This window comes from Lysinibacillus xylanilyticus, assembly GCF_001708185.1.
GTDB lineage: Bacteria > Bacillota > Bacilli > Bacillales_A > Planococcaceae > Lysinibacillus > Lysinibacillus xylanilyticus_A.
The window spans coordinates 101,633-128,452 of record NZ_MDDN01000011.1 but is presented as its reverse complement, the minus strand read 5'-3'; the positions used below and the strand labels follow the sequence as shown (position 1 = coordinate 128,452).

Below are 26,820 nucleotides of genomic sequence, written 5' to 3'. Positions count from 1 at the left end.
AGCTCAAATTGTTTTGCTGGCATCATGTTTGATGTCCAAAATTTTGTTTCGTTCACTAACTCAAGGTTAGCTACTAAAAACTTTATTGATTACGTTTTGCTTGTTCAGTTTTCAAGGTTCATTTCGTCGCCGTTTCATTTCAGCAACTTTTATATCATAACATTTCTTGTTTTTGTTGTCAACTTCTTTTTTAGAAGTTTTTTGCTCCTTTTCAGAAGCGACAACTCTTATATAATATCATTCTTGGTTATCGATGTCAACATCTTTTTAAAATGTTTTTCCGAAGCCGTTTTCGTTCTTGCGTCGTCTTAACGACAAGTAATAATTTATCACGATTCCATTACATCCGCAAGTGTTTTTTTGCTACAAAATTATCTTTTTTTGAAAAATAATTAGTTAGTAAGCTATTTTGTGTTTTTTCGAGCAATAAACAACTCTTGTAATCTTCTAGCTACTACTTTATTTGTTTTACTATACATCTCTTTCTCATAAAATCTCAACAAGCTAAATCAATTATGCCTCAGCATAATTCGTCTGGAATCGGCTTTGTGCTTAGGCCTGTCGATGTTTTTTGTGCGAAAGCGAAGCAACACGACGTTGGTCACTCAGGCGTTTTCACAGGATGTGAAGCTATTAGCCTGAGTTCCTCTATTGCAGCGGGAGTTTGGATACCCACTGAAAAGAGATTTAAAACCGCATTCATCTCACATCTATAGAAGCAGGAGACTTCTATACCTGCCGCTACGCTTTCAGTACACAAAACATTTGCTGAAAGAAGTTAAATTTAAATATAAATTAAACAAAAAGACTCTTTCCTTTTCATATAATTCCATTAATACTAATAGATGATACCATTATAAAAAGGAGCTATGTAAAAATGTCCTATGTCAATAAACATCTTGCTCGTACCTTAGAACAACAACATAAGCGAAGTGTGAGAGGTTTATTTTTAAAAATTCAAGACTTAAATAATGATTGCACATTATTAAGAAAGCGACTTGAGCCACATATCGACTTAACCGTTTATACGAATGCTATTGATTACGTCAATCAATTCGTTTCTCATACTACGATCCTCAACTTAAAATTTATTACAAATACGCAAAATCTAGAGGTGGTTGTGTTACATAGCCTTTTATTAGCACATATTATAGAAAATGAAGACGCTTATTCTTTTAAACATGAACATACATTACTTCAAGGATACATACATGAAATATTTGCGTTAAATGATTATGCCAAGACACTTTATACGAATCATCAGGAAAAGATGCTTCACTATATGGAGTCTCATCCAACATAAAAAAAGACGATCTTCGCAGCAATGCAACTAGATCGTCTTTTTTCTTTATTCTACGCCATGGCGAAATTGATTTCCTTCTATTGTAGTCCTTTAATAATCAATGATCGAACTGGTAAGAACTGCTCTCCTGTGTCACCGTAAGTGAGAATTACCTCATCACCTTCTTGTAAATAAATTGCAAGAGGTTCTGTTTCTGAACTTACCACATAGTTTTCTCCGTTATTCAGTAAAAATGATGCAACTGTAAAGTCACCGAGACGTTCTTTGTATACGCGAAGCACCTTGCCACTAGCATTTTTTTCTTCTGCATGTGAGCTGCCTTCAACCTTATTTCCGCCTCGACTTAAAGCTGTTTTATATAACTTTAATGCCTCTTTTGGCGTTGGCGCATAAACGGAAATTTCAGGATTTGCCGCGGACACGATGAAATAATTTTGTAAGAAACCATTTGAATCAAGCACCGCTGTTAGCCAGCTTGCTTCACCGTAGAAGTTATACAAGACTGGCATTTTTCCAGTCCATTTTTTCTCGATAAATTTCTTCTCAATAATTTGCAAATTACCTTGTGAATCCATATAAGAAGAATCTGAATTCCCTGTATAGTAGGTTGCTTCACCTGTTCGAGCGTTTGTTAATGAATAGCCAAGCATCGAATCGACACCCTCTTTAGGACTCGTAAAGTCTGTGAAATAATACATATCACCTTTCTCGTCAAAAATTGGGCTAACATTTGACTCTGTTCCCTCATCAGAAGGAAGTTTCACATCTTTCTTACCAAACCTACTGTTCCAAAATCCGTGAACGTAATTACCGAAATAGCTATTTTGTAAGCTTACTGTCTCAGGTGAAACCGCTCCATCAATAAACTCTGGGACATCCGCTAACTTAATCACCTCTGATTTTCCCGTCAGCGCATCTACAAGCACGATCCCTTTTACATCAAAGCCATTACGTCCTGAAATAAAATCACCGTATGATTGGATGTAGTATGGCTTACCATCTTCATCCACTTCAAGTTGTACATCCCCATAAAAAATAAGGTAAGGATGTTGTAAACGGATATGACGCTCTAAATTTGCATTTAAGTAAGCTGAAGGAACATACTTCATTTCTTGCTCAACAAATTTAGGATTATCTGCTGAATCCGTTGCGCTCATGATAAAGTAACCAGGTGTCGTTTTACCATTCATCCATTTAAAGAGGCTAGAGAACTCAACTGGAGCTATATAGACATACTCACCATTCACTTTTTGAATTTGTAAACGCCCTAGCTCATAATAACTTGTATTCGGTACTTGCCCGAACGCTTTTTTCATCTTATTACGCGCAAATTGAGGTGGCACACTTGCTGGTGTCTGTGTTTCATCAAACGGTTTTATTTCAACTTCTTCCTTCATTTCAGCTGATTTGAATTTTTCGTTAGCATTCCATAAAGGCGCAGATAATACATACACCGCAATACCTAAACTAGCTAAAAATAAAACACCTTTTATTTTTCTTTCAATGCCACTCGCAAGAAGTGCGCCACCTAATGTTAATAGAATAATAGCTGGCCAAAAAGCAAGCCAGTTTACGTCCATTTTTGTCACATATACTGTTATACCTGTAGCTAAAAATCCTAGTACAAATACACCTATAAAGAAGTATCCAATTACCTTTTTAGATCCGTCTTCTCGCTTTTTCGTTATAAGCGGTGTTAATAAAACACTCGCAATTAGTCCAATAACTGCCGAAGCTAATAATAGCTTGGTCATTTCGTTCACCCTCTCTTAGCTGACTGTCTACTTATTTACGGCTACATATCAAAAAAGTTTCATACATAAGGTGTGTATAGTAAACTCTTTATGTATCACCTAAAACTTTGAATACAGGAAATTCTATCATAGATAAAGAATTTTTAAAGAAAAGGAGATGAGAAATTTGTCTAAAAAAATTTTACTAACACTCATTATGTTGTTTGGCTTCTATTATATTTTTTTCTTTTCCCAAATTGCAGAAAGCTTGAAACTTGTTTTTAAAGTTATCCCAATGCTTTTAATCATTATTTTAGCGGCTACACAAAAGAACTTAGGCATTAAAAAATATCAACTACTGATTATCATCGGACTTGTGTTTTGTATGGTCGGTGATTATACGCTACAGTGGTTTCTAATTGGGCTAACGAGCTTCTTGATTGGACATATTTTTTATATCTTCGCCTTCTCTTCTACGAATGAACGACAAGTGCCGACTTGGGCGAAGATTGTATTACTCGTTTACGGGGCGAGCATGGCTGTGTGGATTGTAGGTACTGTGTTTTCATCAGGAGATGTCGTACTTGGTTTCGCTGTAATTGCCTATATTTCTGTCATATTAACGATGGGTTGGACTGCGATTAAAACAGGTTCGACTTTTGCAACGATTGGAGCTCTGCTATTTATCGCATCTGATTCCTATTTAGCTGTTGATAAATTTGTTATGCCCTTACCATTTTCACATGAGTTTATTATGCTGACATATTACAGTGCCCAAATACTTATTGCGTTAAGTATTCTTCAATATTCCGAAATCCGAAGTAAAGTGTTACAATAATATCAATTATGCCTCAGCATAATTGCGTCTGGAATCGGCTTTGTTTTTGGACACCTGCCGAAAGAAGTTACACATACACATTAGGAGGCCATACTTATGAAAGAACAAGTAATCGAGCGATTAGTTCGCTATGCAAAAATTGATACACAATCTGATTTCACAAGCGAAACAACTCCTTCCACACAAAAACAATTTGACTTATTGCATGTACTAAAAGATGAACTTACTGCAATAGGCCTAACTGACATTACATTAGATGAAAATGGTTATTTATTTGCGACACTTGAAGCAAATACAGATAAAGATGTGCCTACTATAGGTTTTTTAGCGCATGTTGACACTACGACAGATTTTACTGGCACAAACGTGAATCCACAGCGCATTGACAATTACGATGGTGGAGATATTCAGCTAAACGAAAATCTAGTGATGTCTCCAGCAGATTTCCCTGAGCTAAAAAATTATGTAGGTCAAACGTTAATTACAACGAATGGTACTACATTATTAGGCGCTGACGATAAAGCTGGTATCGCTGAAATTATGACTGCCATGGAATACTTAATAAATAATCCTTCGATTAAACATGGCAAATTACGTGTAGCCTTTACGCCTGATGAAGAAATCGGCCGTGGTCCTCATAAATTTGATGTCGCTGCATTTGGAGCCGACTATGCTTATACGATGGATGGCGGACCTCTTGGCGAGCTACAATACGAAAGTTTTAATGCAGCAGGTGTAAAAGTAGTGACAACAGGTACGAGTGTACACCCTGGTTCAGCAAAAAATAAAATGGTTAATGCCATCACAATGGCAATCGCCTTCCAAAATGAAATGCCTATTGATGCTGTACCAGAAAAAACAGAGGGCTATGAGGGCTTTATTCACTTAATGGGCTTTAAAGGTGCGATCGAGCATACCGAGCTTTCCTATATCGTACGTGATCATGACCGTCAAAAATTCGAGGCGAAAAAACAACTAATGCTTGATGCAGCAGCGAAAATGAAAGCTCAATATGGTGAAGATGCTTTAAGCATTACAATTGAAGATCAATACTATAATATGGGCGAAAAAATTGAGCCTGTAAAAGAAATCGTTGATATTGCACGTGCAGCTATGGAAAAGTTAGATATTACACCAATTACACTTCCAATCCGTGGCGGTACTGATGGTTCTCAACTTTCTTACATGGGCTTACCGACACCAAATATTTTTGCAGGTGGCGAAAATATGCACGGTAAATTCGAATATGTATCTGCCGAAACAATGGAAAAAGCAACACAAGTTATTATTGAAATCGTACAGCTATTTGAACAACAAGGAAAATAGTTACGAAGAAGGGTTTACCCCTTCTTCGTAATTTTTTCAAAATAAATAACTGAATCTTCAAATTAAAAAAGGTTTTGAGGTGACTTTAATGAAAGAAATTGCATTAGGCATTTTAGCCTCACTTTTTTTTGCTGTTACTTTTATATTAAATCATGCAATGGAAATGCAAGGCGGTAGCTGGCTATGGAGTGCATCCCTGCGCTACTTCTTCATGTTACCGTTTCTACTTGTTATAGTTTTTTATCGCAAAGGATTTACACAGCTTTCAAGTGAAATGAAAGCACAGCCTGTAGCCTGGATGCTTTGGAGCTTTATCGGATTTGTATTATTCTATGCACCGCTGACATTTGCAGCAGCATTCGGTCCAGGCTGGCTCGTTTCTGGCACATGGCAATTGACAATTGTCGCTGGCGTATTACTAGCTCCCCTCTTTATTTCAGTAGTCGCTGGGAAAACAGAACGTCAAAAGATACCACTTATTTCATTGCTAATTTCATGTGTCATTTTAGTCGGAATTTTACTTATTCAAATACCACAAGCACAGTCTGTTCCATTTAAAAGTTTATTGCTTGGCATTTTACCTGTTATCATTGCTGCCTTTGCCTACCCTCTTGGTAACCGCAAAATGATGGAAGTCTGCGGCGGACGCATCGATACATATCAACGAGTTCTTGGCATGACCATCGCCTCGATGCCCGCATGGATTATTATGGCCATTTATGCAATGGCAACGGTCGGGCTTCCCTCAATCAGCCAAGTGACACAATCATTGCTTGTAGGTATAAGCTCTGGCGTCATCGCGACAACTTTATTTTTCATTGCGACTGACCGTGTTCGCGATCATCAAGGCAAGCTCGCAGCAGTTGAAGCAACACAATCCACAGAAATACTCTTTGTCATTATTGGTGAAGTATTATTACTCGGCATTGCATTCCCAGATCCAATCGCTCTTGCGGGCCTAGGTGTCATCATCATTGGTATGCTGTTACATAGCTACTACACGATGATACTAGGGAGAAAAAGTGTTGTTCATAGTAGCAGTCCTACTCAAGAATATTAAAGATAAATAATTGTAAAAATGTACATTACTAAATTTACTTTTAGTAGTGTACATTTTTTATTCTAGAGAGCACTATGATTTGTAAATCATTGTTATAGAAGTGCCAACTACTTCATAATCTTTAAAGCCAAGTTTTTTATAAATATTAATGGCCGAACTATTTCCAAGGTCTACACTAAGAGAAATGGTATTATAGCCCTCATCCTTTGCTTGTTGAATTATTTTACGCATTAGTAAAGTCCCCAGCCCTCTTCCTCTTACATCTTTTGAAACAGCAATTCCTATTTCAGGAGTATTACAATCAATATAACCATAGCCTTTATTATTTTCATCAAACAATCTGTACCAGACTGCACCAACAGTTTGATTTTCTACGTCAAAGGCAATCAAAGCTTGATCTCCCTTTCTCCCCCAACCTTCATGATATTTTCTTATGTGAGGCGAGTTTAGCAAAGCCTCTTTTGATGGTTTATTCACAGGAATAAGTATTGATTCATATAACATATCTTGAAAGAACTCAAACTCATTTTTATTACCTTCAAAATTCCTAATATTAAACATAAAATAATCACCCCTTTTTATTAAGAGATATTATACATTAAATTGTAATTTTTGGAACAACGTTTGAAAGTTACCGGTTTTCAAAGGCTGGGCGACTCCTTGGCGATCGGCGTCACAGACACGTTATGGTGGTGAGTTCATTTTTATAGGAATACTTTGAAGATTTATAGGAACAATTACAGTTTCCATCAAAAAAGACGACTTAATCGCACTGGAGTGAGTCGTCTACCATTGTAAGTATGCCATTACACAGCTACTATACAATTCTATATCTTCATAGATTAAGGTCCGTCCAATAAGTCCCTAAAATCAAACAGATGAGGAAAAACAATTCGTTTCTCCCCACCTGTTTTTTTATTTACATCCTCACTCTTTCATCAAAAAATGAAGTATTTATTATTCATAAGACGTTAATTTGTTGCCAAAATCATCACTGATGAAACCATAGCCCGGTGCATAAAATTCATTAAGGGACGTTTCCACAACATTATTAAACGTGCCTGCTGGTGTTGTAATCGTGTAATGAATGGCACGAACAAACCCTTCATCATTCCATCCACGTCCTGTTCTAGTCACTTTTGAGCCCTCGGTAACTGGCTTTTCAAATATATATTTGAACCCATCCATTTCGTAAGTAAAGTTTTTTTCTGTTTCAGTGTAGTCAATGTACTTTAAGGCTGGCGCTTCAAAGTGATTATTAGCCGTTTTCTTATAAACAATGGGCGTACCATAATTCAGATATACTAGCTGCTGAATCGTATCATTTGGCAAGAAAGACGTTGTTATAATCGGTGATTCGTTCGGTCTTATAGTAGCTAGAACTTTTTTCGGTACACTATATACTTCCCCATCTCAATCCAAGCTGTCGTATCATTTTCTGTCAATAATATTACTTCATCAAAACGTTTTAGCTCTTTTGGATTTCCTTTAGTAGCTGCAGCACTAACACCATATCGAATATAGCGTTTTCCTTGTTTTTTCACAGGTTGGATTAATGTTACAGGGATATAGCCTTCATTCGCCCAAAGGTAACCGTTTATTTCAAGTCCTAATGAATGAAGAGCAGTTCCTTTTGTCCACCCTATCCCACCTGCTCCATTCATTGGACCGCCTGACACCTGTGCATCAGCTGTTAACATATAAAGCCCTTTATCTCTTTTCGTTGTTTCGAAAATGCGAATATCTGAGCCATCAATATAGACCTCAATAGAACCACCATCCGCATCGTAATAAGAGTAGTATAGATTTTCACCAATAGAAATCTTATTATAAAAAGTTGAATCAAGTTGGTAATGTTGTCCATAGCTATAACCCTGACGATTGATGTTGATATAGGCTGGATTATCATAAAGAGAAGCGCGGATGTTCAAAGGTACTTTCTTAAAAACAACTAAATCCGTTGCTTGTACACGGTAACCCGAGCTCATCCAATAAAATGTTTTATTGTCATACTTTTCGATATCATACACTCGGAAATAGTTGTTGCGCTTGACTGTCATCGAGCTATACGTACCATTTGCATTCTTCTTATATACTTTTACATCTTTTGTAAAGGTCATTTTTCCCGTTTGCCCCTTCACAACTTGTGCCCCGTCCCACTGTACTTCTGCCGCCTTAGATGATGATGGGTTTGTAAAAAAGGCTAAAACAATGAGCAAAGTGATCATATATTTCTTCATTTATTCCCCTCCATCTTTTAATCAAATTACCATTTTTTATAATATCATATCAAACCTGTTACTGATTAACTACTCCCCTATCTAAAGTCAATCAAAAAAGAGCAACTTACCCATATAGGCATAAGTCACTCTGAGATTTTTACGTTCCCTAAAGCTACGTTGCACTGCGCTTTCGCACAAAAAAACATCTGTTGCCTCAACGCACCCAGTTGGAACGGAAATCAGCCCCACGTTATGTTGATGATTTCATTTTTATAGGAATACTTTGAAGACTTATCGGAACAATTTTAGCTTTTATCGGATTATTATCTCGTTTTATCGGAACAACTTCGGCTTCTACAAAAAAACGACTCAATCACAATGGATGAGTCGTCAGAAGATTTTACGTTCCCAAAAAATGAGGGGGGTTTTAGGAGCGTTATCATGAACTAGCAAACTTCTGGAGAAAAGTAGCTAAAGTTCATCCTCTCTACACTGTATTGTAGAAGAGGAATATTCTTTATACGATAATGATAATCATTATCAATTAAAAAGTCAACACTTATCTGAAAATTATTTTAGTTTTTTATTGCAATGACTACACCCTTAGCTAGAAATGCAGAGAACAATCTATACAAAGGCTGCACAATAAAAACCAACCTTTCAGATATGTTTAATTAATTTTACTACATTGCATTCCATTTGTGAAGCAAAAATGATTAATCTATAATTGAAGTAGCAAACGATTGAAAGAAAAGGTGATGACAATGCCAGCATTAACGATGGATCAAGTTCGACAATTGAATTCCTATAGCATTTATACGACAGAACCAAAGCGAACATTATTTACTTTAGCTGATATACATAAAGACTTTTACCATCCTGACTTTTTAAACCTAATGATGGGTATTACAGACGCAGCAACGGAAGCAGCAGCTATTTCTCATTTCGCACGCCGCTACGGTATGTTTTTCGCTATGCAACTTTACATGCTTGCCGCCTATGACGAAGTGTGGGTTGGTAAACCAATCGAGCTTCGCTTTGATGCAGCAAAAGAGTTCAACAGCTTTACAGTCGCAATGTTTGTCAACCCCAATGATTGGCGTTATGTCGATGAAGATGAACGCCAGGCAGTGATTGAGAAAATCCTATATGATGGGCATGTTATTGTTCAACAGCTTCGTAAAGTAACGTCTATTTCCCCTCTGACAATTTGGGAGAATTTCTTTGGTTATCTACTTTGGCACTATCATATATTGTTGTCTAACCCCGGCTTGGCTGACCAAGCAATGGAGGATATCGAGGCCTTAGAGGATCCTAAAACGTGGGCTCGCTTCTCTAATAAATCGTGGTGGGCGCAATATACAGGCGGTCAAAGTCCAACTAATTTAGTGAACGTTCCTGTACGAAAATCATGTTGTTTTTCTAAAGATATACCCGGTTTAATGGCTTGTGGCTTCTGCCCAATTAAATAATACTCTCTTTAACAAAAAAGCATTACCTCTCATAATAATTGAAAGGTAATGCTCAGACTATAGACAAACGGTACTCCTGATTGCATTAAACTATATTACATTTTAATCGTGTGGCCTCGATATTCAACATTTTGAGAGAAGTGTCGAATATCGAGGCCTTTATCTATGGTGGGACTAATCTTGGATGAAAGAGAATCCATTTTGATCCATCTTTTATTCAAAAAAGAAGGCTTTCGATAAAACTAGGAAGTTTAACTATTATTCAAAAAAAATTAAAACTTTTTCCAATTTGAATCGTCTCTTTAGTGCGCGACATCTTACGGAGGATAAAAATGATAAATCAAAATCCATTTGAGGTGATTGAAAAGATTTATGAGGAGCATTACACATATTTGCGGAACTTTTTAATTGGATTAACTAAAAGTTATGACGTAGCCGATGACATCATTCAAGAGTTATTTGCGAAGATTTTAACAGATCCATCGAGAGTTCAACAAGTTACTTATATGAAAAGCTGGTTAGTGAAGGCAGCCAAAAATACACTCCTCGATCATTACAAAAAGAGAAAACCAGCGCTGTTTCATGATGAAAGTGTAATTGAAAGCTTATTAATTGATAATCAAACACCCGAATCAAAGGCAATAATAAATTCCCAAATTCTAAGTACATTAGGTTATTTATCAACGAGTGATAAGGCCATTTTTTTAGCTAAATTTCATTATGGTTATGATTATCAAGAAATAAGTACACTTTTGGATATACCGATCCCTACATTAAAGTCCAAAATATTTAGGATGAGAAAACAGATGGCTAGAAAGAGGTGAAAAAGATGGAGGATTCCCAAAAGATTCATATTCTTTCGCGGGAGTTAATCTCTGTATTTGATGAGCTAGAACAGGAAACAAAAGAAGTGGTTTTGGAACATATTCACGACTGTAGTGAGTGTAAGCAATTATTTAATGAATTAGCTGATGGAAGTTATCCGATGTTAGAACGGAGTGAAGAAGTAGAAATAAAGCCATTAAAGAAATTAGTTCAGTTTAATCATGGCCTTAAATGGTTGTTTATTTCCATTAGAGCCCTCATATTATTTTACATCTTATTTTCTTCTTTTCACTTTTACAACTGGGAATTGTCTGCTGATGCGGCCCTTGAATATATCAAAAGCGTTACTTTCATGTTCTATTTCCCAGTAGCTATTTTTTTAACAGTATTCACGATGATCTTTTTTACCAAAAGGTGGATTACACTCTCAATTCTTTTTGATTTAGGGATTATATTTTTTTTAGATACATTTATGTCGATTTTCTATTAATACATTAATCTATTGGGGGTGAAGAAATTGGGAATGATAAGTTCAATTGGTTTCATTATAGGAGCATGTATTTTCCTTTTTACTTTAATAGCTATGAAAAAAACAGGAAAGTTCTACTTGGCTCCGATTGTGACATTTTTAATTGCTGTGTTTACCGTCGTATACGGATTGTTCAAAGTGGGAGGCTTTGAAGGGATGGGTTTTGGCATTATTGGAGTAGGTATTTTGATAGCTGCTATGGTTGGGACGTTGTTACTTCCTTTTACGAAAGGCCTAAGAAAATCTGAATTTAACAAAGTGGATAAATCAATCTTGTTTATAGTCCCAGTCCTTATTTTTGCTATTATTGGTTGGGCGATCACCTTAGATGAAGGTTATTGGATCAATGAAGAAGGCGTCATTGTGGCTGGTAACGATACATCCTCCTACTACGAGGTATCTACGATTTCTGAAGGAATGAAACAAATTCATATTCAATTAGGCGAGAAATATAAAGGAAAACATCTGGAAATAAAAGATGTAAAGACCCTAGGGAACACTGAAATCACAGTTAAGGTTGTCGATAAAGAGAAAGATACAGGACTCCCATTTATAAAGATAGGCCTAGAAAAAATTGTTGAGCCGTTAGTGGTCCAAACAACTGATGGAGAGAAAATCAATTCTAAATCTAATAACTAAAATAAACTGAAAAGCTAAGCCTTACCCCTCACAATAAGTAAAAGGTAAGGCTTTTTACTTTATTTATTTCTCATAAACGACGAACCAATCATTTTGATCCTCATACATAGAAGTACCTAGATAGCCCTGCTTTAAAAGCTGTTGCTGACCAACTGTATCGTCCATTGAAATCAATTTCTTCTCTGTAAAGATTGGTAGTTCTTGTCGCAAATCTTTATAGAAAATATAACGCAACTTATCTACATACTTAACCTTTAATCCCTTTACGACTAAACCTTGAGAGAATTTATCCTTTAAGCTAGGAATATTATATGGTTTTACCGTTGAGCATACATAATCATATTTTTCTAAATCAATATGCCCCATCACAACTTTGGCTAACGTCTTTTGTAAGCCATAGCCACGATAAGCTGGAGAGACATTCGATATTTCTTGATATAATACGCGATTAAATTCATCCTCGGCAATCCCACAATCAAAGCCAAGGTGCTCATCATCAACAGGTGGGTTCAATAATGCGCGAAAGGCAATTAACTCATCCCCTACGTAAGCACCTATCATCATGCCATTACCTTTTAAAATATAGTCGAATTCTTCTGTACTCAGTGGCTGTAAGATGCTTTGGTCCTCTAAAGATTCATAAACCCCAAGCTGTAATTTCTCAATTTCTTCTAAATGCTGAAGATTTAATGCTGAAACAAAAAACGGCGTTTCCCCAAGCATACCTTCATAAATTTTTTCCATCTCACCGTCTCCTTAGGCTGTTACAATCGTCGAGAATTTACATAACTCTTTTAGAATCTCTTCATCTACATCAACACCTAATCCTGGTTTTTCATTTAGGCAGATAAATGGAACATCATAGTGTAAGTTCCCAACATCCTTAGAGAATTTTAGCGGACCTGTTAATTCTACACTTGTCATTATTTTTTTAGAGAATGCTACATGGAAACCAGCTGCTGAGCCAACTGATGATTCTACCATTGAACCAATCTGACATTCAATGCCTGCCATTTCAGCCATAACTGCTAACTTCATAGCAGGATAAATGCCACCGCATTTCATTAATTTAATATTGACTTTATCTGCAGCACGCTTTGCAATAATTTCACGCATTTCGCGAACACCGCGAAGCCCTTCATCAATCATTAAGGTAACATCTGATTTTGACTTCACTTCTACCATTCCATCAATATCTTCACTATCTACTGGCTGCTCTAACCAATCGATATTTAACTCCTTTAATGCACGTAAGCCCTGTAATGTAGTAGAGGCATTACCCCATCCTTGATTGACATCTACTCGAATTGCGATGTCTTCGCCTACACGCTCACGCACAGCTTTGATGCGAGCAACATCACGCGTAACCTCTGTTCCTACCTTCATTTTAAAAGATTGGTAGCCCATCTCTACTCGACTAGCCGCCTCATCAGCCATAGCATCTGGTTCTCCGATGCTTAGTACATGTGTAATAGGGAACTTTTCATGATAGCGTCCACCTAGCAGTTGATACACTGGAACCTGTAGCGCTTTACCAGCAATATCGAAGCAAGCAATATCAAGCGCTGCTTTCGCTGCAGGCACATCCTTCACAATTTTGTTCATTTTATCGTGAAGTTTTTCAAAGGCCAGTGGATTTTCTCCAATGATGGCAGGAGCGAGCTGATTCTGTAATACAGCATACGTGCTCTCCCACGTCTCCCCTGTTACATGCTCATCTGGTACTGCTTCACCATAGCCTACAATCCCTGTATCTGTCGTAACCTTCAAAATAATAGAAGGCATTGTATCATATGTAGCATAACTGATGATAAATGGATCAATAAGTGGTAAATGAATGGCGAAAATTTCTACTTGTTGGATTTTCATTTATATCTATCTCCTATATAATAAAGTTGTCGTTAATACGTCGCTAATTATTAAAAAAATAATAGAGAAAAGGAACATTGCCTATGTCTACTAAAATAGCGGTTATCTGCTCTAAAGCATTTATGGAACGTATAAATAGTATCGCACAAAACATTGAGAATATTCAATTAGAATTTTATCTTTACAATCAACCTACCGAGGCACCCGTTTTGTTAAAGGAAATTAAACCATGTGATGCCTTGTTATTCGGAGGAACGTTGCCCTATTTACATACCCAATCCGCACTATCAGCAATGCCAATACCTTGGAATTATATAAAACAAGATGAGACAACTATTTCCACAACGTTATTATCGCTTATAGCAAATCATGCAGTACCTTTAAATAGAATTTCCATTGATGTTATGAATCCAGCTATTGTAGAAAATGTTCTAACAGAAATAGAGTATCGTGGTCCAAAACCATATATCCAGCCTATTTCTATTACGAAACCTACTCAATCTATATTGCAGCACCATATAGCTTTATGGGAAGCTAACAGCATTGATTTTATCATAACAAGTATTCATAGTGTGTTTGATGAATTACAGGCCCTTCAAATACCTGCAATGCGCATGCTAGATGCCACTAACTCCATTATTCAATGCTTAGAAGAAACGAAATCGCGATCACTTCTGACAAAATCTGAATCTGTTAAAGCTGTTGTCGGACTATTACAGGCTCCTGAAAATAAACCTATAGACGCTAACATGTTAACACAAATCACTGCAGCTACGCATTCAACCTATAAACAAATTACAGCTTACTCTTTTGAGCTTTATACGACGGCTGGACATTTGCAAAGGGCGCTTGAAAAAGAAAATTTACAGAACTTATTACAGCAAACTAGCTATCCCTTTAAGTTAGCATTTGGTTACGGTCACTCCATTTTGGAGGCTCATCAACACGCTAAGAACGCATTATCATTTGCTAAACCGTGTGAAATTTATATACTAGATGAACATAAAAACTTACTAGGTCCCTTCCCGAATTCAGAAGCAAGACTAGCTTTAAAAACTGATGATCCCTATGTTTTACAAATGGCAAAGCAAACAAGCTTAAGTCCATTAAATATCTCTAAGATCATCAACTTTAGCAGAGAGCGACAATCAGCTCAATTTACATCACATAATCTTGCCGAATACTTACAAGTTACACGCCGTACAACAGAGCGCATTATCAAAAAATTAGTGGATAACGGCTATGCTAGAGTAGTCGGTGAAGAAATGACTCATCAGCAAGGCCGCCCACGCACAATCTATGAATTAAACTTTGCAACCTATTAACATATAAAAAATATCGTTCTACTTCTAAACTAGAAAATCGAAAAGTTCTCGCAGATGCTTTTGCATCCGCGAGACCCTTATTAGCTATCAGAAAAGAGCGGAATTTTAGTTTCTACATTAGTCAGCCATGACCATATTAGCTTCATTCACTTCTTGCTCTTTTTTACGCTTTTCTGCCTCTTTTATTTCTTCAGGTGTCAGCTTAACAATCGCAAACCCTACATATGCATAAATAATTGAAATGATCGGTACCAAGAAGTTAATGATTGCATATGGCGCATATTCAATCGCGCTTACACCTAATGTTGCTAAAATAAAGACTCCGCAAGTATTCCACGGGAAGAACACAGAAGTTAAAGTTCCCCCATCCTCTAACGCTCTAGATAAGTTCTTCGAATGCAGGCCACGCTCTTGATAAACATTCGCAAACATACGTGATGGAACAACAATTGAAATATACTGCTCAGAACATGTAGCATTTGTTGTAATACATGCAGCAATCGTTGAAGCAACTAGGCTTCCTGTAGATTTAGCAAACTTCACAATAACATTCATAAGTGACTTTAACATGCCGGAATATTCTAACACCCCACCGAATGTCATAGCCACAATCGTCATTGAAACCGTATTCATCATTGAATCTAAACCACCACGGTTAAATAACTCGTCCACCATTTCATTGCCAGTTGAAATAACAAATCCTTCTTGTAAAGCATGTACAGCCATTGCAGGAGTGCCACCTTGCACGAAGATTTGTAGTAAGAATCCTGAGATAATTCCAACAATTAAAGCTGGAATTGCAGGTACTTTTTTTGCTACCAATACAATTACACCAACTGGTACAAGCAATAGCCACGGAGAAATAACAAAGCTGTCCTCCATTACTTGTAGTGTTGTTAAAATACTTTCTGATTTCATTGAGATATCCGCAAAGCTTCTTCCCATAATTCCAAATGCTACGATAGCAATGACCAAAGCCGGAATTGTCGTATAAAGCATATGCTTAATATGTTCAAATAAGTCGGTACCTGTTAAACCTGCCGCGAGATTAGTAGTATCCGATAACGGTGACATCTTATCACCAAAATATGAACCCGAAATAACTGCTCCAGCAATCATTGGTGCAGGGATTCCCATACTTAACCCAATACCCATACCAGCAACACCAATTGTTGCCATCGTTGACCATGAACTACCAATCGCCAGCGAAACAATTGAACATAACAGCATGATTGTCACTAAGAACCAAGCTGGGGAAATTAATTTTAAACCAAAATAAATCATTGTAGCTACGACACCGCCACCAATCCAAGCACCAATTGTCAAACCTACTAAAATAATAATGACAATTGCAGGTAAAGCTAGGCGTATCCCCTTATACATCATTTCTTCAATTTCTAACCACTTAAATCCATGTAATTTGGCAACAATTGCCGCTACAGTTGTTCCAATAATTAGTGGCACGTGAGGACTTTGCTCTAACACAACTACTGTTATAAGCATAGCTATAATCATTATTGCAAAAGTTAGAAGTGCCCAACCAGCACTGATTTCCTTTTTCATCGTCCCATCCCCTTTTTTGCACCCATTCCCTTTTAAAATTTTCTAAGGCGCAAATATTTTTTTACGATTTTTAGCTTAATATTCAAAAAATTAAAAGTCAACGCAAAAAATTTATGCTTCTCGAGCAATTTCTCCTTTTTTAGCGTAAAAAAACGCTTTCAAATAGCTATTACAAACAATGCAAACCCACGTATATTCATGCATTTCGACAAAAAAGCAAAATAAAAAGGGGTTAAATCAAAAGAATTTTAATCTTTTGATTTAACTCCCACACATAGTTATTCTGGTTTTTTTTCTAATACACAAGCAAGTACATTTGCAGCATCTATTAATGCACTACGTTCAAAAGACATTTTTGGATGGTGTAATCCTGGTGCCAAATTAGCACCAATACCAATCATCGTCGCTTTTAATTCCGGTTTTTTAACCGTATAGAAATGGAAATCATCACTTCCAGGAGTTGTAATTTCTTCAGCAAGGCGTTCTTCACCTAACGTCTCGACAATGGCATTTTTAGCCATACGTGCTGCAACTAGAGAAACCTCAGCACCAGGTGTAAAATCAATCCATTGCCAATCCATATCAATCTCAAACTGCTGTTGAATCGATTTTAAGCCAAATTCAATACGGCTACGAAGTAATTCTAATTGATCATTACGTTGTGCACGGATATCCATCGAGAAGCTCGCAGTACCCGGAATAATATTTGTACTACCTCCATCTGCAACAATTTTCGTTAACTTTGCCGAATGTGGCTCAAATGGTGATAGATGAATACTATGCAGCATTTGTTGCACTGCCATAATAACATCAATTGCATTTTTCCCTTGATGAGGTCTAGCACCATGGGCATCAGTACCTTTAATTGTTCCATCTAAAAAATATGCCGCACCATGATGAATAGCAGGCGAAACCTTGCCAAGCGGTAGTTCTTCAATCGGTCTTAGATGAACACCAAATAAATGCGATACGCCATCGACAGCTCCACGATCAAAGGCTGCACAAGCACCATTACCAAGTTCTTCAGCAGGCTGGAAAATAAAACGGACACGATGTTGTAATGGTCGATCTTTCAGCTGTAATAAAGCACCTAATACCATTGTGATATTGGCATCATGCCCACATGAGTGATTAGCTTGCCATTTCCCGTCCACTTCTTGCCACAATGCATCTATATCAGCACGTACCGCAACAATTCCATCTCCTGAACCAATTTCAGCAATTAGCCCTGTAACATCGCCTAACAAACGATACGATACGTTTAACTCATCTAAAATCGACGCAATCTTTTTCGTTGTTTCAAACTCCCTCCAGCTGACCTCTGGATATTTATGAAAATGTTCAAACCATTGATAAATTGTCTCTTCTAATGTAACCGCATTTGACATAACTACACCTCTATACGCATTTTTGATTCCCATTATACAGGAAACCATTTCACAAAAGTATATATGTAATTAGACCTATACAAGAGGAATAAATAAGATATATTATTAACATAATTTCAAACAGTAATTTTTTATCAACTAAACAGACAATATAAAAAAGTGATTTAAAATATGTAAAAAAAGCAAAGGACTGTGTTAAAAGTTTTTTCCACCTTTAGCACAGCCCATCAAATAAATATTATAAACTTGTAAAAAAGCCTTCTGGATATTCTTCATAATACACCCGTGTAGTTTGCTCCTCATTTTTTTCCTCTTCCATAGTTAACTCCAATTCCTGATCCATTAAATATGTTTCAAACTTTGAATTGAACAACTTTTTCATGTAATCACCTCTCCTTTTTATTTAATTGAATTTTCTGATATTTTAATTATACAGTAGTTATTTTAAAAAAATCAATAAATAATGCTTTATATGCATAAAAAGTATAAAAACAATCTACTTTTTAGATTAAAGCTTGAGGTTTATCAAAAAAGAGATGTATCAAATTACTTTTATTAAAAGTCGTGCAAATGCTTACATTTATTTGCAAGTAGTTGGTTTTATATAATGTCACACATTAACAATAAGGTAAATGTAAGTGCACTGCCTAATCATCAACTTCGAGCAAGAGGCTCATCGCAATCATTTATAACGTCATGCACCAGCAAAACGGATCACTTCCACCACAATGAGGGCAACATCCTCCTGTATAAGTAACTCTAATTTGATCTGAATGCAGTACATAATAATCAGTAATTGGTTCGACCCCAGGGATCACGATCCCGCCTAGAATCACCGGCAATTTAACCTCCCGCACTGTCATTTCCGACCACTTTCCGCTCCAGGAACAAATACTGCACTTTAATATCTCTCCTGAAAAGTTCGGAGCATTTTGGATGACAATAATACATTCTCTACTATAGGTATTACAATTAGGACAATCGTGTACTTTCATGAATCTCCACCTCTCATCAAATACAAAACCTATCACCTTTCACGTACATTTAATAATGTTCTTTCGTTAATCCAATGTCAAAAAAGGAATTTCACAATAGGAAAATCCTTTTTAAAAGCTGCGTTTACTTGCCCAAGCTCCTTGCATTTTACTTAGGAATACAATTTGCCCAATATGCGGCGTGTTGTAGATAGCTCACTTAAAAAGAAAAAAAGATCTGCTCGTTTCTGCAGCTTGTAAGTTAAGCAAATTCCTTGTAGACATTACAAGGCATGCACTTACTAACTCAGAAAATGAGCAGATTCTTAATATTACGTCGGACCTAAGCACTTTTTACCTCTTACCTAAGCTATAGCACTCGTTTTACCATTTTGATTGTCATCACTGTCCCCTTTATGTTGTGTTACATATTGAATGACAAACATCACAATAAAGATTGCTAAACCAGCCCAATCCGAGAATTTTTCTGGGTAGATAAGTAGTAGACCAGCTGCAATAGAAATAATACGTTCAAACCACAGCATTTTGCGATACCAGTAACCTATTACTCCTGCACCAATAGCTACCATTCCTGTAACGGCCGTGAATACTACCCATAAAATTTGCGGAACAGTTGTATCTATCATTAGTAACGCTGGAGAGAACACAATCATATAAGGAATGATAAACGCAGCAATAGCAAGTTTCGCTGAGTTTACACCCGTTTTAATAGGATCTCCACCGGAAATGCCTGAAGCCGCAAAAGCAGCAAGTGCCACTGGCGGTGTTATATCGGCGATAATACCAAAATAGAACACGAAGAAATGTGCCGATAATAAAACAACTACTGGTACTAGTTCCTGTGGTGTATTCGGCGCTAATAATGCTACGATTGCTGGAGCAGCAATTGTTGACGTAATTACATAGTTTGCTGTTGTCGGAGCCCCCATTCCTAAAATTAGGGAGGCAATCATAACAAAAATCAGTGTTAATATAATACTACCGCCTGCTAATTCTACTAAACTATTAGCTAAACTTAAGCCTAAACCTGTTTTTACAACTACACCTACGATAATACCTGCACAAGCCGTTGCTGCTACTACCCCAAGTGCTGTACGAGCACCTTCAACTAATGCATCAATAATATCCATTGGTTTTAAACGCGTTTCTTTATCAAACATGGCAACACCAATAGAAATAAGAATACCGTATAGTGCAGCATGCATTACTGGTGTACCCGTTAACATTAAAACGATGATTGCGATAATCGGCAATAGAAGGTAAATTTTCTTAAATACCTCTCGACGATTTGGCATTTGATCTTCACGTAAGCCTCTTAACCCTACACGTTTTGCTTCGAAGTGAGTCATAATCCAAATACCTGTAAAATATAACAGTGCAGGTATCGCAGCCGCCTTGGCAATATCCCAATACGTTATTCCGCGCCCGATAAACTCAACCATTAAAAACGCTGCGGCCCCCATAATCGGCGGCATTAACTGTCCACCTGTAGAAGCAGCCGCTTCAACTGCACCCGCGAACTCTTTACGGTACCCAAGCTTTTTCATCATCGGAATTGTATATGATCCCGATGTTACTACATTCGCTACCGAGCTTCCTGAAATCATACCTTGAAGCGCACTAGAAAATACCGCTACTTTTGCTGGACCACCAATTAATTTACCCGCAAGAGCTACAGCTAGATCATTAAAATATTGACCAACACCTGTTTTGACAAGGAATGCCCCAAAAAGTAAAAACACAAAAATAAATGTGGCCGAAACACTAATTGGCGTTCCAAAGATACCATCCGTCGTAAAATACATAAGATTAACAATACTCTCGAAATCTTGCCCTCTATGTGCCATAAATGCCGGGAAATACGGTCCAAAATATGCATAAATTAAGAAACATATAGCAATGATTGTAATTGGTAATCCTACTGCACGGCGAGCTGCCTCAAGTACCAATACAACAGCTATTGAACCAACGATAAAATCCATTTGTGTAATGGTACCATTACTGTTAATCAGCTCTGTATAATTCATCGTCCAATACGAGCCTACTACAATAGATAATATCGCTAAAATATAATCGAACCATGCGATTTTATGCTTTGCTGCTTTTTTTCGAGCTGGGAATAGCAAGAAAATAAGGGTCAAACCAAAACCCAAATGGATCGTACGCTGGATTTGCGCTGGAAATTGACCAAAAATGGCTGTATATAGTTGGAACAATGAAAATGCTAGTAGTCCAAAGAAAATGACATGTTTCATAATGCCTGATATGTTTCGTACATTCGATTCAATATCATATTTCTCAAGTATTGCTTGTTGCTCTTCAGCCGATATTTGTTCGAATTCTTCATTTTTTACTTCGTTATTTGATTTATGCTGAGTCGTCATTTCATCCTTACTCCTTTCCATTGTTCATAAAGCGATATACGCTTCACCTCAAATAAATAGGATTTTCCCCTTTGTAAATTTCTTTTTAAATCATATTCGTACTGCTCGTAACCTAATACAAGATCTAAGTCCAAATCGGCTATATAGATCGTAAAATTTTCAATGACTTCGTTATCGAACTGCAAAAAATATTTACCATCTCGTTTTGTTAATGTTTGATTTTCCTCTGCATAGCTCGGCATGCCAATCGCTAAATCCTCATACTCCATCCCTAACATTTGAATACGTGTTCCATCTACGCATTGATAATGTTCAAGTACATCCGATTTATGGATGGAATGGGTGTATCTAATTTGAAATGTATCCTCAGTTTTCAGTGGTATATAGTGCACTATTGGATGATCTATGCGCGTTTCAGTAAATGCGAATACCTTTTGAAGAGGAAGAAAAATGACTATACTGAAGCTTAAACATAAAAAAACTAAAACAATGATTAATTTCCTCTTTCGCATTACATCTATTCCCCCACTTAAAAAGCTATTCGCTATCGTTCACGACTTAACAGGAAGAAAAGAGGCCCGAAGCTTTACGCAATCCGAGCCTCTTCGTATTTCATAACGTGAGGTTGATTTCCGCTGCAGATTTTTCACTTCACCACAAGCAAGATTCAAGCACTACCCGCAGCAACCACTTCTTTTAATTAAACTCCGAATGTTCTGTTATTTATTTTCATCAAAGTATTTTTGAGCACCTGGGTGAACATCAATACTAATACCCTCTAAACCTGTCTTCGCATTGATAAACTCACCTTTAGCGTGGGAAATTTTATCTGTGTTATCATAAATAGCTTTCGTCATCGAATAAACAACATCTTCCGGAAGATCTTTTTTCACCGCTAACATCGCAAGTACCGAAACTGTTTCAGTATCATTTGCAAGCCCATACGTACCAGCTTTTACTGTATCTTTTGCATAGTAAGGGTATTTAGCAATTAACTCATCTGCTTTACCAGCATCCATACCGATAATATTCACTTTAGTTGTTGCATTTAAAGCCTCAACAGCACCTGTTGGCGTACCCGCAGTAATAAACGCTGCATCAATTTGGCCTGATTGAAGACCGTCAGTAGACTCACCAAAATCAAGGTTTTGTGCTTTGATATCATCCATTTTTAAACCATGAATTTCAAGTAATTGTTCAGCATTTGCGTAAGTCCCAGAACCTGGCGCACCTACGGATACCTTTTTCCCTTTTAAATCAGCATAAGTTTTAATACCTGACGCTTCAGTCGTTACTAATTGTACTGTTTCTGGATAAAGTGCACCTAGAGCAGCAATTGAGTCAATTTTTTTACCCTCAAACATCATTGTTCCTTCAGTAGCGTAATAAGCAATGTCTGATTGTACAAAAGCAATTTCACCTTTACCTTCTTGTAATGCAGTCATGTTGGCTGCAGATGCTTGAGATACTTCAGCAGTTGTTTTAATGTCTGTTTCTTTAGAAATTAAATCAGCAAATGTTCCACCTAATGCATAGTAAGTACCTTGTGTCCCACCTGTTAATAAGTTTAAAAATTTTGGCTTCTCAGATGCTGTCGAATCTCCCTTATCTGTGTCCTTAGAACCCGTTCCACATGCAGCTAAAATCAATAGCGCAAAGGCACTTAATAGCATTAATAGCCTGAATTGTTTTTTCTTCAAAGTAACCTTCCCCCTTTGGTTAAAAATAAGAATCTACTTAAAATTATCAAACACAGTATAATAATGTCAATAAATTTATAGTAAATTCAGTCTTTTATAATTATACAATTCTATAAAACGACAATTATTTACGAATTTCAACAATTACTTATTTACACCATTTTTATCTATCCAATACTATAAAATTCTTTTTCTAACAAAATAAAATTAGTTACAAAATGTATGAAAATTGCATGTCGAATTATAAAAAAAGACCACTCACTTCTTCTTTTTGGCTTATTACCATAACGTGCGGTTGATTTCCGTTCCAACTGAGGGCGTCCTATGAGCCGATTTCTAACCACTAAAAAAAGACTGCATCTAAAGTGATTTACTTCAGATACAGTCGATTCATTTTCCTTATTGAATAGCACCACAAGCAATTCTAGCACCAGAATTACCAGCAGGATCTGATTTATAATCGTCCTCTGACTCATGGATGACTAATGAAGTACCTTTTCCACCCAATAATGAATTTGCAGCATTTTTATCTAATGTTAGCCCTTCCGCTAAGAAATTCATATCTACACTACCATCTTCACCAACTTCTAAATTCGGAAGATCTCCCATATGATAGCCTTTAGGATTATCCTTCCCATGCTCTTTACTCGTTGGATTAAAATGTGGACCTGCTGATTCAAACGTTGGTGGTTCACACTTCCCAACTGAATGAATATGAATGCCGTGCGTTCCGGATGGCAATCCTGATAGCGCGAGTGTCACCCTGACCCCATTATCCTCTTCCTGAAAGTATGCATTTCCATAGCTTTCATTATTTTTTCCTATTACTTTCGCGGTTGCAGTTTGTGCTGAATTTGCGTTAACTTCCACTTTTTTCTCCTTCTTTTCGAAGAAATTACAACCACCGACAAATACTAATAAGGAAATGATTATTAAACTCATTTTTTTCATAAAAATACCTCCTCTATTTCTGATGGTTGCCAACAATCCTCCTACTTATGCAATTTTGATTAGAATTTTGTGAATCATTGAAAAAGCAGTAAATTTAGCAACCTGTAAACTATAGAGATTAGCATTTCGGTGACTGTTATAAATAAAAAGGATATCTCCAAGTCAGCGAGACATCCCTTCCCATACATTAATTCAAAATTTTAACAGTAACTGTTTTAACACCCCACTGGCGAGCTTGTCCCTCAGTAGGAATAAACACATCAATTTTATTACCTTTTATTGCTCCGCCCGTGTCTGCTGCGACTGCCTCGCCATAACCTTCAACCCAAACCCTAGTACCAAGAGGAATAACACGTGGGTCTACCGCAATTACCTTCAAGTTCGGATTAGATCTTATATCTGTTCCATTCGCTGTAATCCCCGAACATCCCTCACAATACGCTGTATAAGCAGTCGCTCGCATTGTTAGCGTTTGGCCTGTCGCATTTGCTGGAGCACTTACTTGTTTTGTACTTGATTTTGTTGCTGGTTTTGTATTCGATGTCGTTACTTGCTTTGTATTGGAAGCTGTTGCTACCTTTTTAGTTTCGCTCACAGTAGTTTTAGGCTTTGCTGCTGATGCTTTGGTAGCTAACAATTCGCCTACATAAATCACATCAGAAGTAAGGTTATTCCATTCTTTTAACTTTTCCACTGATACACCATTTTCACGTGCAATTGAAAATAATGTATCCCCATGCACAATGTGATGTTGGTCTTTCGATGATTTTTCATTTTTCGTGTCATCTACATTTGATTTTTTCCCTAAATTAAACCATTTCGGATCTATTTCGTCTAGTAGCCCTATTTCTCCTACAGCTAATTCGTATATCTTCGAGATCCCCCATAACGGGTCAATTGGTATAACATTGAGTTTGTCCTCAGCAGATGACGGACTTGCAAACAAACTTAAACCCAATGTCAATGTTACAGCTAAAGCTAATGCTCGTTTCTTCATATTTCGTAATACCTCCATATTTTATAATTTTGCAATCTGCTGCTAGCTCACTAGAGTTAGGCTCTTTTATGCAAGCAATGCTAGAGAATGCAATTAATCACTCAGGACAATGGACCTGATATTACGAATTATTTCTATAAAAACGGAAAAATATACAATATCAATCATTTTTTTAGTAAATCAAATAGTTTCATGGAAAAATACCCATAATTTTTTTTGCAACTTTTATACGTTGGAAAATCAATATTTTTAACCGATAATATGTTAATGAAGGAATATAGGGTGGAAATTCCAATAATGTCTTCTCAGATTATAGAGCTACAACAAACTGTACAAATGACTGTTATGCAAAGTGCACTCAATCTAGATATGGTAGCTGCTGTCGACTTACTAGAAGATCTGCCTCAACAGCAAGTGGCCGCACATCTGTATAAAGGGTCAGTTATTGATATTTCACTTTAACCAATTTCACTTTAAGTTTCTTCAATTCAAGTTAATTAATATTTGAAAGTTGGTGCCCTTTTTGATTCAAGTGATAGTAATGGACGATGAGCCATTAGCTCTTGTAAACATGGAGAAAAAGTTGAAGGAATTTAATTCACTAGAGGTCATTAGATCCTTTACAAATGTAAAAGATTTGCTTGCAGAGGGTCCTAGCTTGGATTTTCAAGTAGCATTTTTAGATATTGAAATGCCTGGTATGAACGGTTTAGCAATCGCAAAACTATTAAAAGAATGGAACAAAAATATCTATATTGTATTTGTCACTGCGTATCGAGACTATGCTGTCCAAGCATTTGAAATTAACTCCCTTGACTATTTATTAAAGCCTATTTCAAAAGCTCGTCTAGAGACAACTATTAATAGAATCCAAGAACTCCCCCACCTAGAAAAAAATTCGACTCCTATACGAATACAGCATAAACCTACACTAAAGATACAATGTTTTGGAGGATTCGTTGTCTTACATGATGACAAAGCCATCCATTGGAGAACGGTTAAAACAAAAGAATTATTTGCCTTTCTTTTTTCCAATCTTAATAGCCATGTACCTCGTGATACAGTCCTCGATGCATTATGGGCAGAGACAGACTATAAAAAGGCAAGAGTGCAATTACATACAACAGTCTCTTATCTACGCACTACACTTTCTACATTAGGCTATGTAGAAGTCATACAGTATGCAAATGGCTGCTATATTTTACAACTAGAGGATTTTCAATGTGACGCTCATAACTTAGAGCATATTTTAAATAGTAAAATGGAGACCGGAAAGCTTGATATAAAGAAGGCTGAGGCACTAATACAAAACTATCAGGGTGAATATATGGCCACATTAGATTATCCTTGGGTTTCTAGTAAGGCAAATTTCATGAATACCCAATTTACTCTTCTACTTCATGATTTAGTAGAGCATTATACAGCAATAAAGGACGTAAAAAACCTAGAGCATATATTACTTATAACACTCGAGCATAATCCATATTCCGATAAAGCTATCCAACAGCTAATGAAACACTATATGGACGTGGATAATCGAGCAAGTGCTGTAAAAGTTTACAATACATTTAGAAGTACTTTGGTAGCTGATCTCGATATTTTACCAGAGCACGAAACAACTGAGCTATTTAACGCTATATCAGTAGAAGTATAAATTACCAGGTGTGTTGAGTAATCCTTTTTATACACTCGGATTAATTT

The 26,820-nt window shown here is 36.7% G+C and carries 26 protein-coding genes; 11 read left to right on the top strand and 15 right to left on the bottom strand.

Annotation, left to right across the window (positions count from 1 at the left end; genetic code table 11):
• Window positions 1-877: 877 nt before the first annotated feature.
• Window positions 878-1,303, top strand: a complete 426-nt coding sequence (locus BFJ97_RS17515) for a hypothetical protein (RefSeq protein WP_068985944.1) — start codon at window positions 878-880, stop codon at window positions 1,301-1,303.
• Between the two features lie 77 nt (window positions 1,304-1,380).
• On the opposite strand, the gene BFJ97_RS17510 is transcribed toward BFJ97_RS17515, so the two are convergent.
• Window positions 1,381-3,057 (bottom strand): hypothetical protein, encoded by a 1,677-nt coding sequence (locus BFJ97_RS17510; protein ID WP_068985943.1) that lies wholly within the window; start codon window positions 3,055-3,057, stop codon window positions 1,381-1,383.
• Between the two features lie 166 nt (window positions 3,058-3,223).
• Between BFJ97_RS17510 and BFJ97_RS17505 the strand changes: the two genes are divergently transcribed.
• The 3 genes from BFJ97_RS17505 to BFJ97_RS17495 all read left to right on the top strand — a co-directional run bounded on the left by BFJ97_RS17505 (window position 3,224) and on the right by BFJ97_RS17495 (window position 6,260).
• Window positions 3,224-3,874, top strand: coding sequence for a lysoplasmalogenase (locus BFJ97_RS17505; RefSeq protein WP_068985942.1), 651 nt, complete (start codon window positions 3,224-3,226; stop codon window positions 3,872-3,874).
• Window positions 3,875-3,970: 96 nt separating this feature from the next.
• Complete coding sequence (gene pepT, locus BFJ97_RS17500) at window positions 3,971-5,200, top strand: peptidase T (RefSeq protein WP_068985941.1); 1,230 nt, start codon at window positions 3,971-3,973, stop codon at window positions 5,198-5,200.
• Between the two features lie 88 nt (window positions 5,201-5,288).
• On the top strand, window positions 5,289-6,260 hold the full coding sequence (locus BFJ97_RS17495) for a DMT family transporter (protein WP_068985940.1): 972 nt from the start codon (window positions 5,289-5,291) through the stop codon (window positions 6,258-6,260).
• Window positions 6,261-6,332: 72 nt separating this feature from the next.
• Here BFJ97_RS17495 and BFJ97_RS17490 read toward each other — a convergent pair whose 3' ends face one another.
• The 3 genes from BFJ97_RS17490 to BFJ97_RS17480 form a co-directional block, all read right to left on the bottom strand.
• Window positions 6,333-6,821, bottom strand: coding sequence for a GNAT family N-acetyltransferase (locus tag BFJ97_RS17490; RefSeq protein WP_068985939.1), 489 nt, complete (start codon window positions 6,819-6,821; stop codon window positions 6,333-6,335).
• 396 nt (window positions 6,822-7,217) lie between these two features.
• On the bottom strand, window positions 7,218-7,592 hold the full coding sequence (locus BFJ97_RS17485) for a hypothetical protein (protein ID WP_068985938.1): 375 nt from the start codon (window positions 7,590-7,592) through the stop codon (window positions 7,218-7,220).
• Between the two features lie 44 nt (window positions 7,593-7,636).
• Window positions 7,637-8,500: a hypothetical protein gene (locus tag BFJ97_RS17480; protein ID WP_068985937.1), complete on the bottom strand. Its 864-nt coding sequence runs from the start codon at window positions 8,498-8,500 to the stop codon at window positions 7,637-7,639.
• Between the two features lie 746 nt (window positions 8,501-9,246).
• Here BFJ97_RS17480 and BFJ97_RS17475 point away from each other — a divergent pair.
• The 4 genes from BFJ97_RS17475 to BFJ97_RS17460 all read left to right on the top strand — a co-directional run bounded on the left by BFJ97_RS17475 (window position 9,247) and on the right by BFJ97_RS17460 (window position 11,947).
• Window positions 9,247-9,954, top strand: coding sequence for a Fe-S oxidoreductase (locus BFJ97_RS17475; protein WP_068985936.1), 708 nt, complete (start codon window positions 9,247-9,249; stop codon window positions 9,952-9,954).
• A 332-nt stretch (window positions 9,955-10,286) separates the two neighbouring features.
• Window positions 10,287-10,778: an RNA polymerase sigma factor gene (locus BFJ97_RS17470; protein ID WP_068985935.1), complete on the top strand. Its 492-nt coding sequence runs from the start codon at window positions 10,287-10,289 to the stop codon at window positions 10,776-10,778.
• A gap of 5 nt (window positions 10,779-10,783) precedes the next feature.
• Entirely contained in the window at window positions 10,784-11,269 is a 486-nt protein-coding gene (locus BFJ97_RS17465) for a hypothetical protein (RefSeq protein ID WP_068985934.1), read from the top strand.
• Window positions 11,270-11,302: 33 nt separating this feature from the next.
• Complete coding sequence (locus BFJ97_RS17460) at window positions 11,303-11,947, top strand: YesK family protein (RefSeq protein ID WP_068985955.1); 645 nt, start codon at window positions 11,303-11,305, stop codon at window positions 11,945-11,947.
• A 63-nt stretch (window positions 11,948-12,010) separates the two neighbouring features.
• Here BFJ97_RS17460 and BFJ97_RS17455 read toward each other — a convergent pair whose 3' ends face one another.
• Both BFJ97_RS17455 and BFJ97_RS17450 read right to left on the bottom strand, forming a co-directional pair.
• The gene (locus tag BFJ97_RS17455; RefSeq protein ID WP_068985933.1) at window positions 12,011-12,691 is read right to left on the bottom strand and encodes a benzoate transporter; all 681 of its coding nucleotides are present in this window, start codon (window positions 12,689-12,691) and stop codon (window positions 12,011-12,013) included.
• 12 nt (window positions 12,692-12,703) lie between these two features.
• A complete protein-coding gene (locus tag BFJ97_RS17450; protein ID WP_068985932.1) occupies window positions 12,704-13,816 on the bottom strand; it encodes a mandelate racemase/muconate lactonizing enzyme family protein in 1,113 nt (370 codons plus the stop codon).
• An 83-nt stretch (window positions 13,817-13,899) separates the two neighbouring features.
• Here BFJ97_RS17450 and BFJ97_RS17445 point away from each other — a divergent pair, with 83 nt between their 5' ends.
• Window positions 13,900-15,141: a hypothetical protein gene (locus BFJ97_RS17445; protein ID WP_068985931.1), complete on the top strand. Its 1,242-nt coding sequence runs from the start codon at window positions 13,900-13,902 to the stop codon at window positions 15,139-15,141.
• 117 nt (window positions 15,142-15,258) lie between these two features.
• Here BFJ97_RS17445 and nhaC read toward each other — a convergent pair whose 3' ends face one another.
• From nhaC to BFJ97_RS17405, 9 genes are all read right to left on the bottom strand, one after another.
• Complete coding sequence (gene nhaC, locus BFJ97_RS17440) at window positions 15,259-16,704, bottom strand: Na+/H+ antiporter NhaC (protein ID WP_068985930.1); 1,446 nt, start codon at window positions 16,702-16,704, stop codon at window positions 15,259-15,261.
• A gap of 278 nt (window positions 16,705-16,982) precedes the next feature.
• Window positions 16,983-18,092 (bottom strand): amidohydrolase, encoded by a 1,110-nt coding sequence (locus BFJ97_RS17435; protein ID WP_068985929.1) that lies wholly within the window; start codon window positions 18,090-18,092, stop codon window positions 16,983-16,985.
• Between the two features lie 238 nt (window positions 18,093-18,330).
• Window positions 18,331-18,474: a hypothetical protein gene (locus tag BFJ97_RS24860; protein ID WP_175401799.1), complete on the bottom strand. Its 144-nt coding sequence runs from the start codon at window positions 18,472-18,474 to the stop codon at window positions 18,331-18,333.
• A gap of 304 nt (window positions 18,475-18,778) precedes the next feature.
• Window positions 18,779-18,934, bottom strand: coding sequence for a hypothetical protein (locus BFJ97_RS24855; protein WP_175401798.1), 156 nt, complete (start codon window positions 18,932-18,934; stop codon window positions 18,779-18,781).
• A 497-nt stretch (window positions 18,935-19,431) separates the two neighbouring features.
• Window positions 19,432-21,471, bottom strand: a complete 2,040-nt coding sequence (locus tag BFJ97_RS17425; protein ID WP_068985927.1) for a TRAP transporter permease — start codon at window positions 21,469-21,471, stop codon at window positions 19,432-19,434.
• Entirely contained in the window at window positions 21,468-21,983 is a 516-nt protein-coding gene (locus BFJ97_RS17420; RefSeq protein ID WP_068985926.1) for a DUF1850 domain-containing protein, read from the bottom strand. Before BFJ97_RS17420 ends, BFJ97_RS17425 begins: the two co-directional genes overlap by 4 nt.
• A 207-nt stretch (window positions 21,984-22,190) precedes the next feature.
• Window positions 22,191-23,171, bottom strand: coding sequence for a TAXI family TRAP transporter solute-binding subunit (locus BFJ97_RS17415; protein WP_139114473.1), 981 nt, complete (start codon window positions 23,169-23,171; stop codon window positions 22,191-22,193).
• Between the two features lie 399 nt (window positions 23,172-23,570).
• The gene (locus BFJ97_RS17410) at window positions 23,571-24,122 is read right to left on the bottom strand and encodes a superoxide dismutase family protein (RefSeq protein WP_068985925.1); all 552 of its coding nucleotides are present in this window, start codon (window positions 24,120-24,122) and stop codon (window positions 23,571-23,573) included.
• A 187-nt stretch (window positions 24,123-24,309) separates the two neighbouring features.
• Window positions 24,310-25,119, bottom strand: a complete 810-nt coding sequence (locus BFJ97_RS17405; protein WP_068985924.1) for a 3D domain-containing protein — start codon at window positions 25,117-25,119, stop codon at window positions 24,310-24,312.
• Window positions 25,120-25,401: 282 nt separating this feature from the next.
• Here BFJ97_RS17405 and BFJ97_RS17400 point away from each other — a divergent pair, with 282 nt between their 5' ends.
• Together BFJ97_RS17400 and BFJ97_RS17395 are read left to right on the top strand one after the other, a co-directional pair.
• Entirely contained in the window at window positions 25,402-25,581 is a 180-nt protein-coding gene (locus BFJ97_RS17400) for a polyribonucleotide nucleotidyltransferase (protein WP_068985923.1), read from the top strand.
• Window positions 25,582-25,651: 70 nt separating this feature from the next.
• Window positions 25,652-26,773, top strand: coding sequence for a response regulator (locus BFJ97_RS17395; protein ID WP_254660197.1), 1,122 nt, complete (start codon window positions 25,652-25,654; stop codon window positions 26,771-26,773).
• Window positions 26,774-26,820 lie beyond the last annotated feature (47 nt).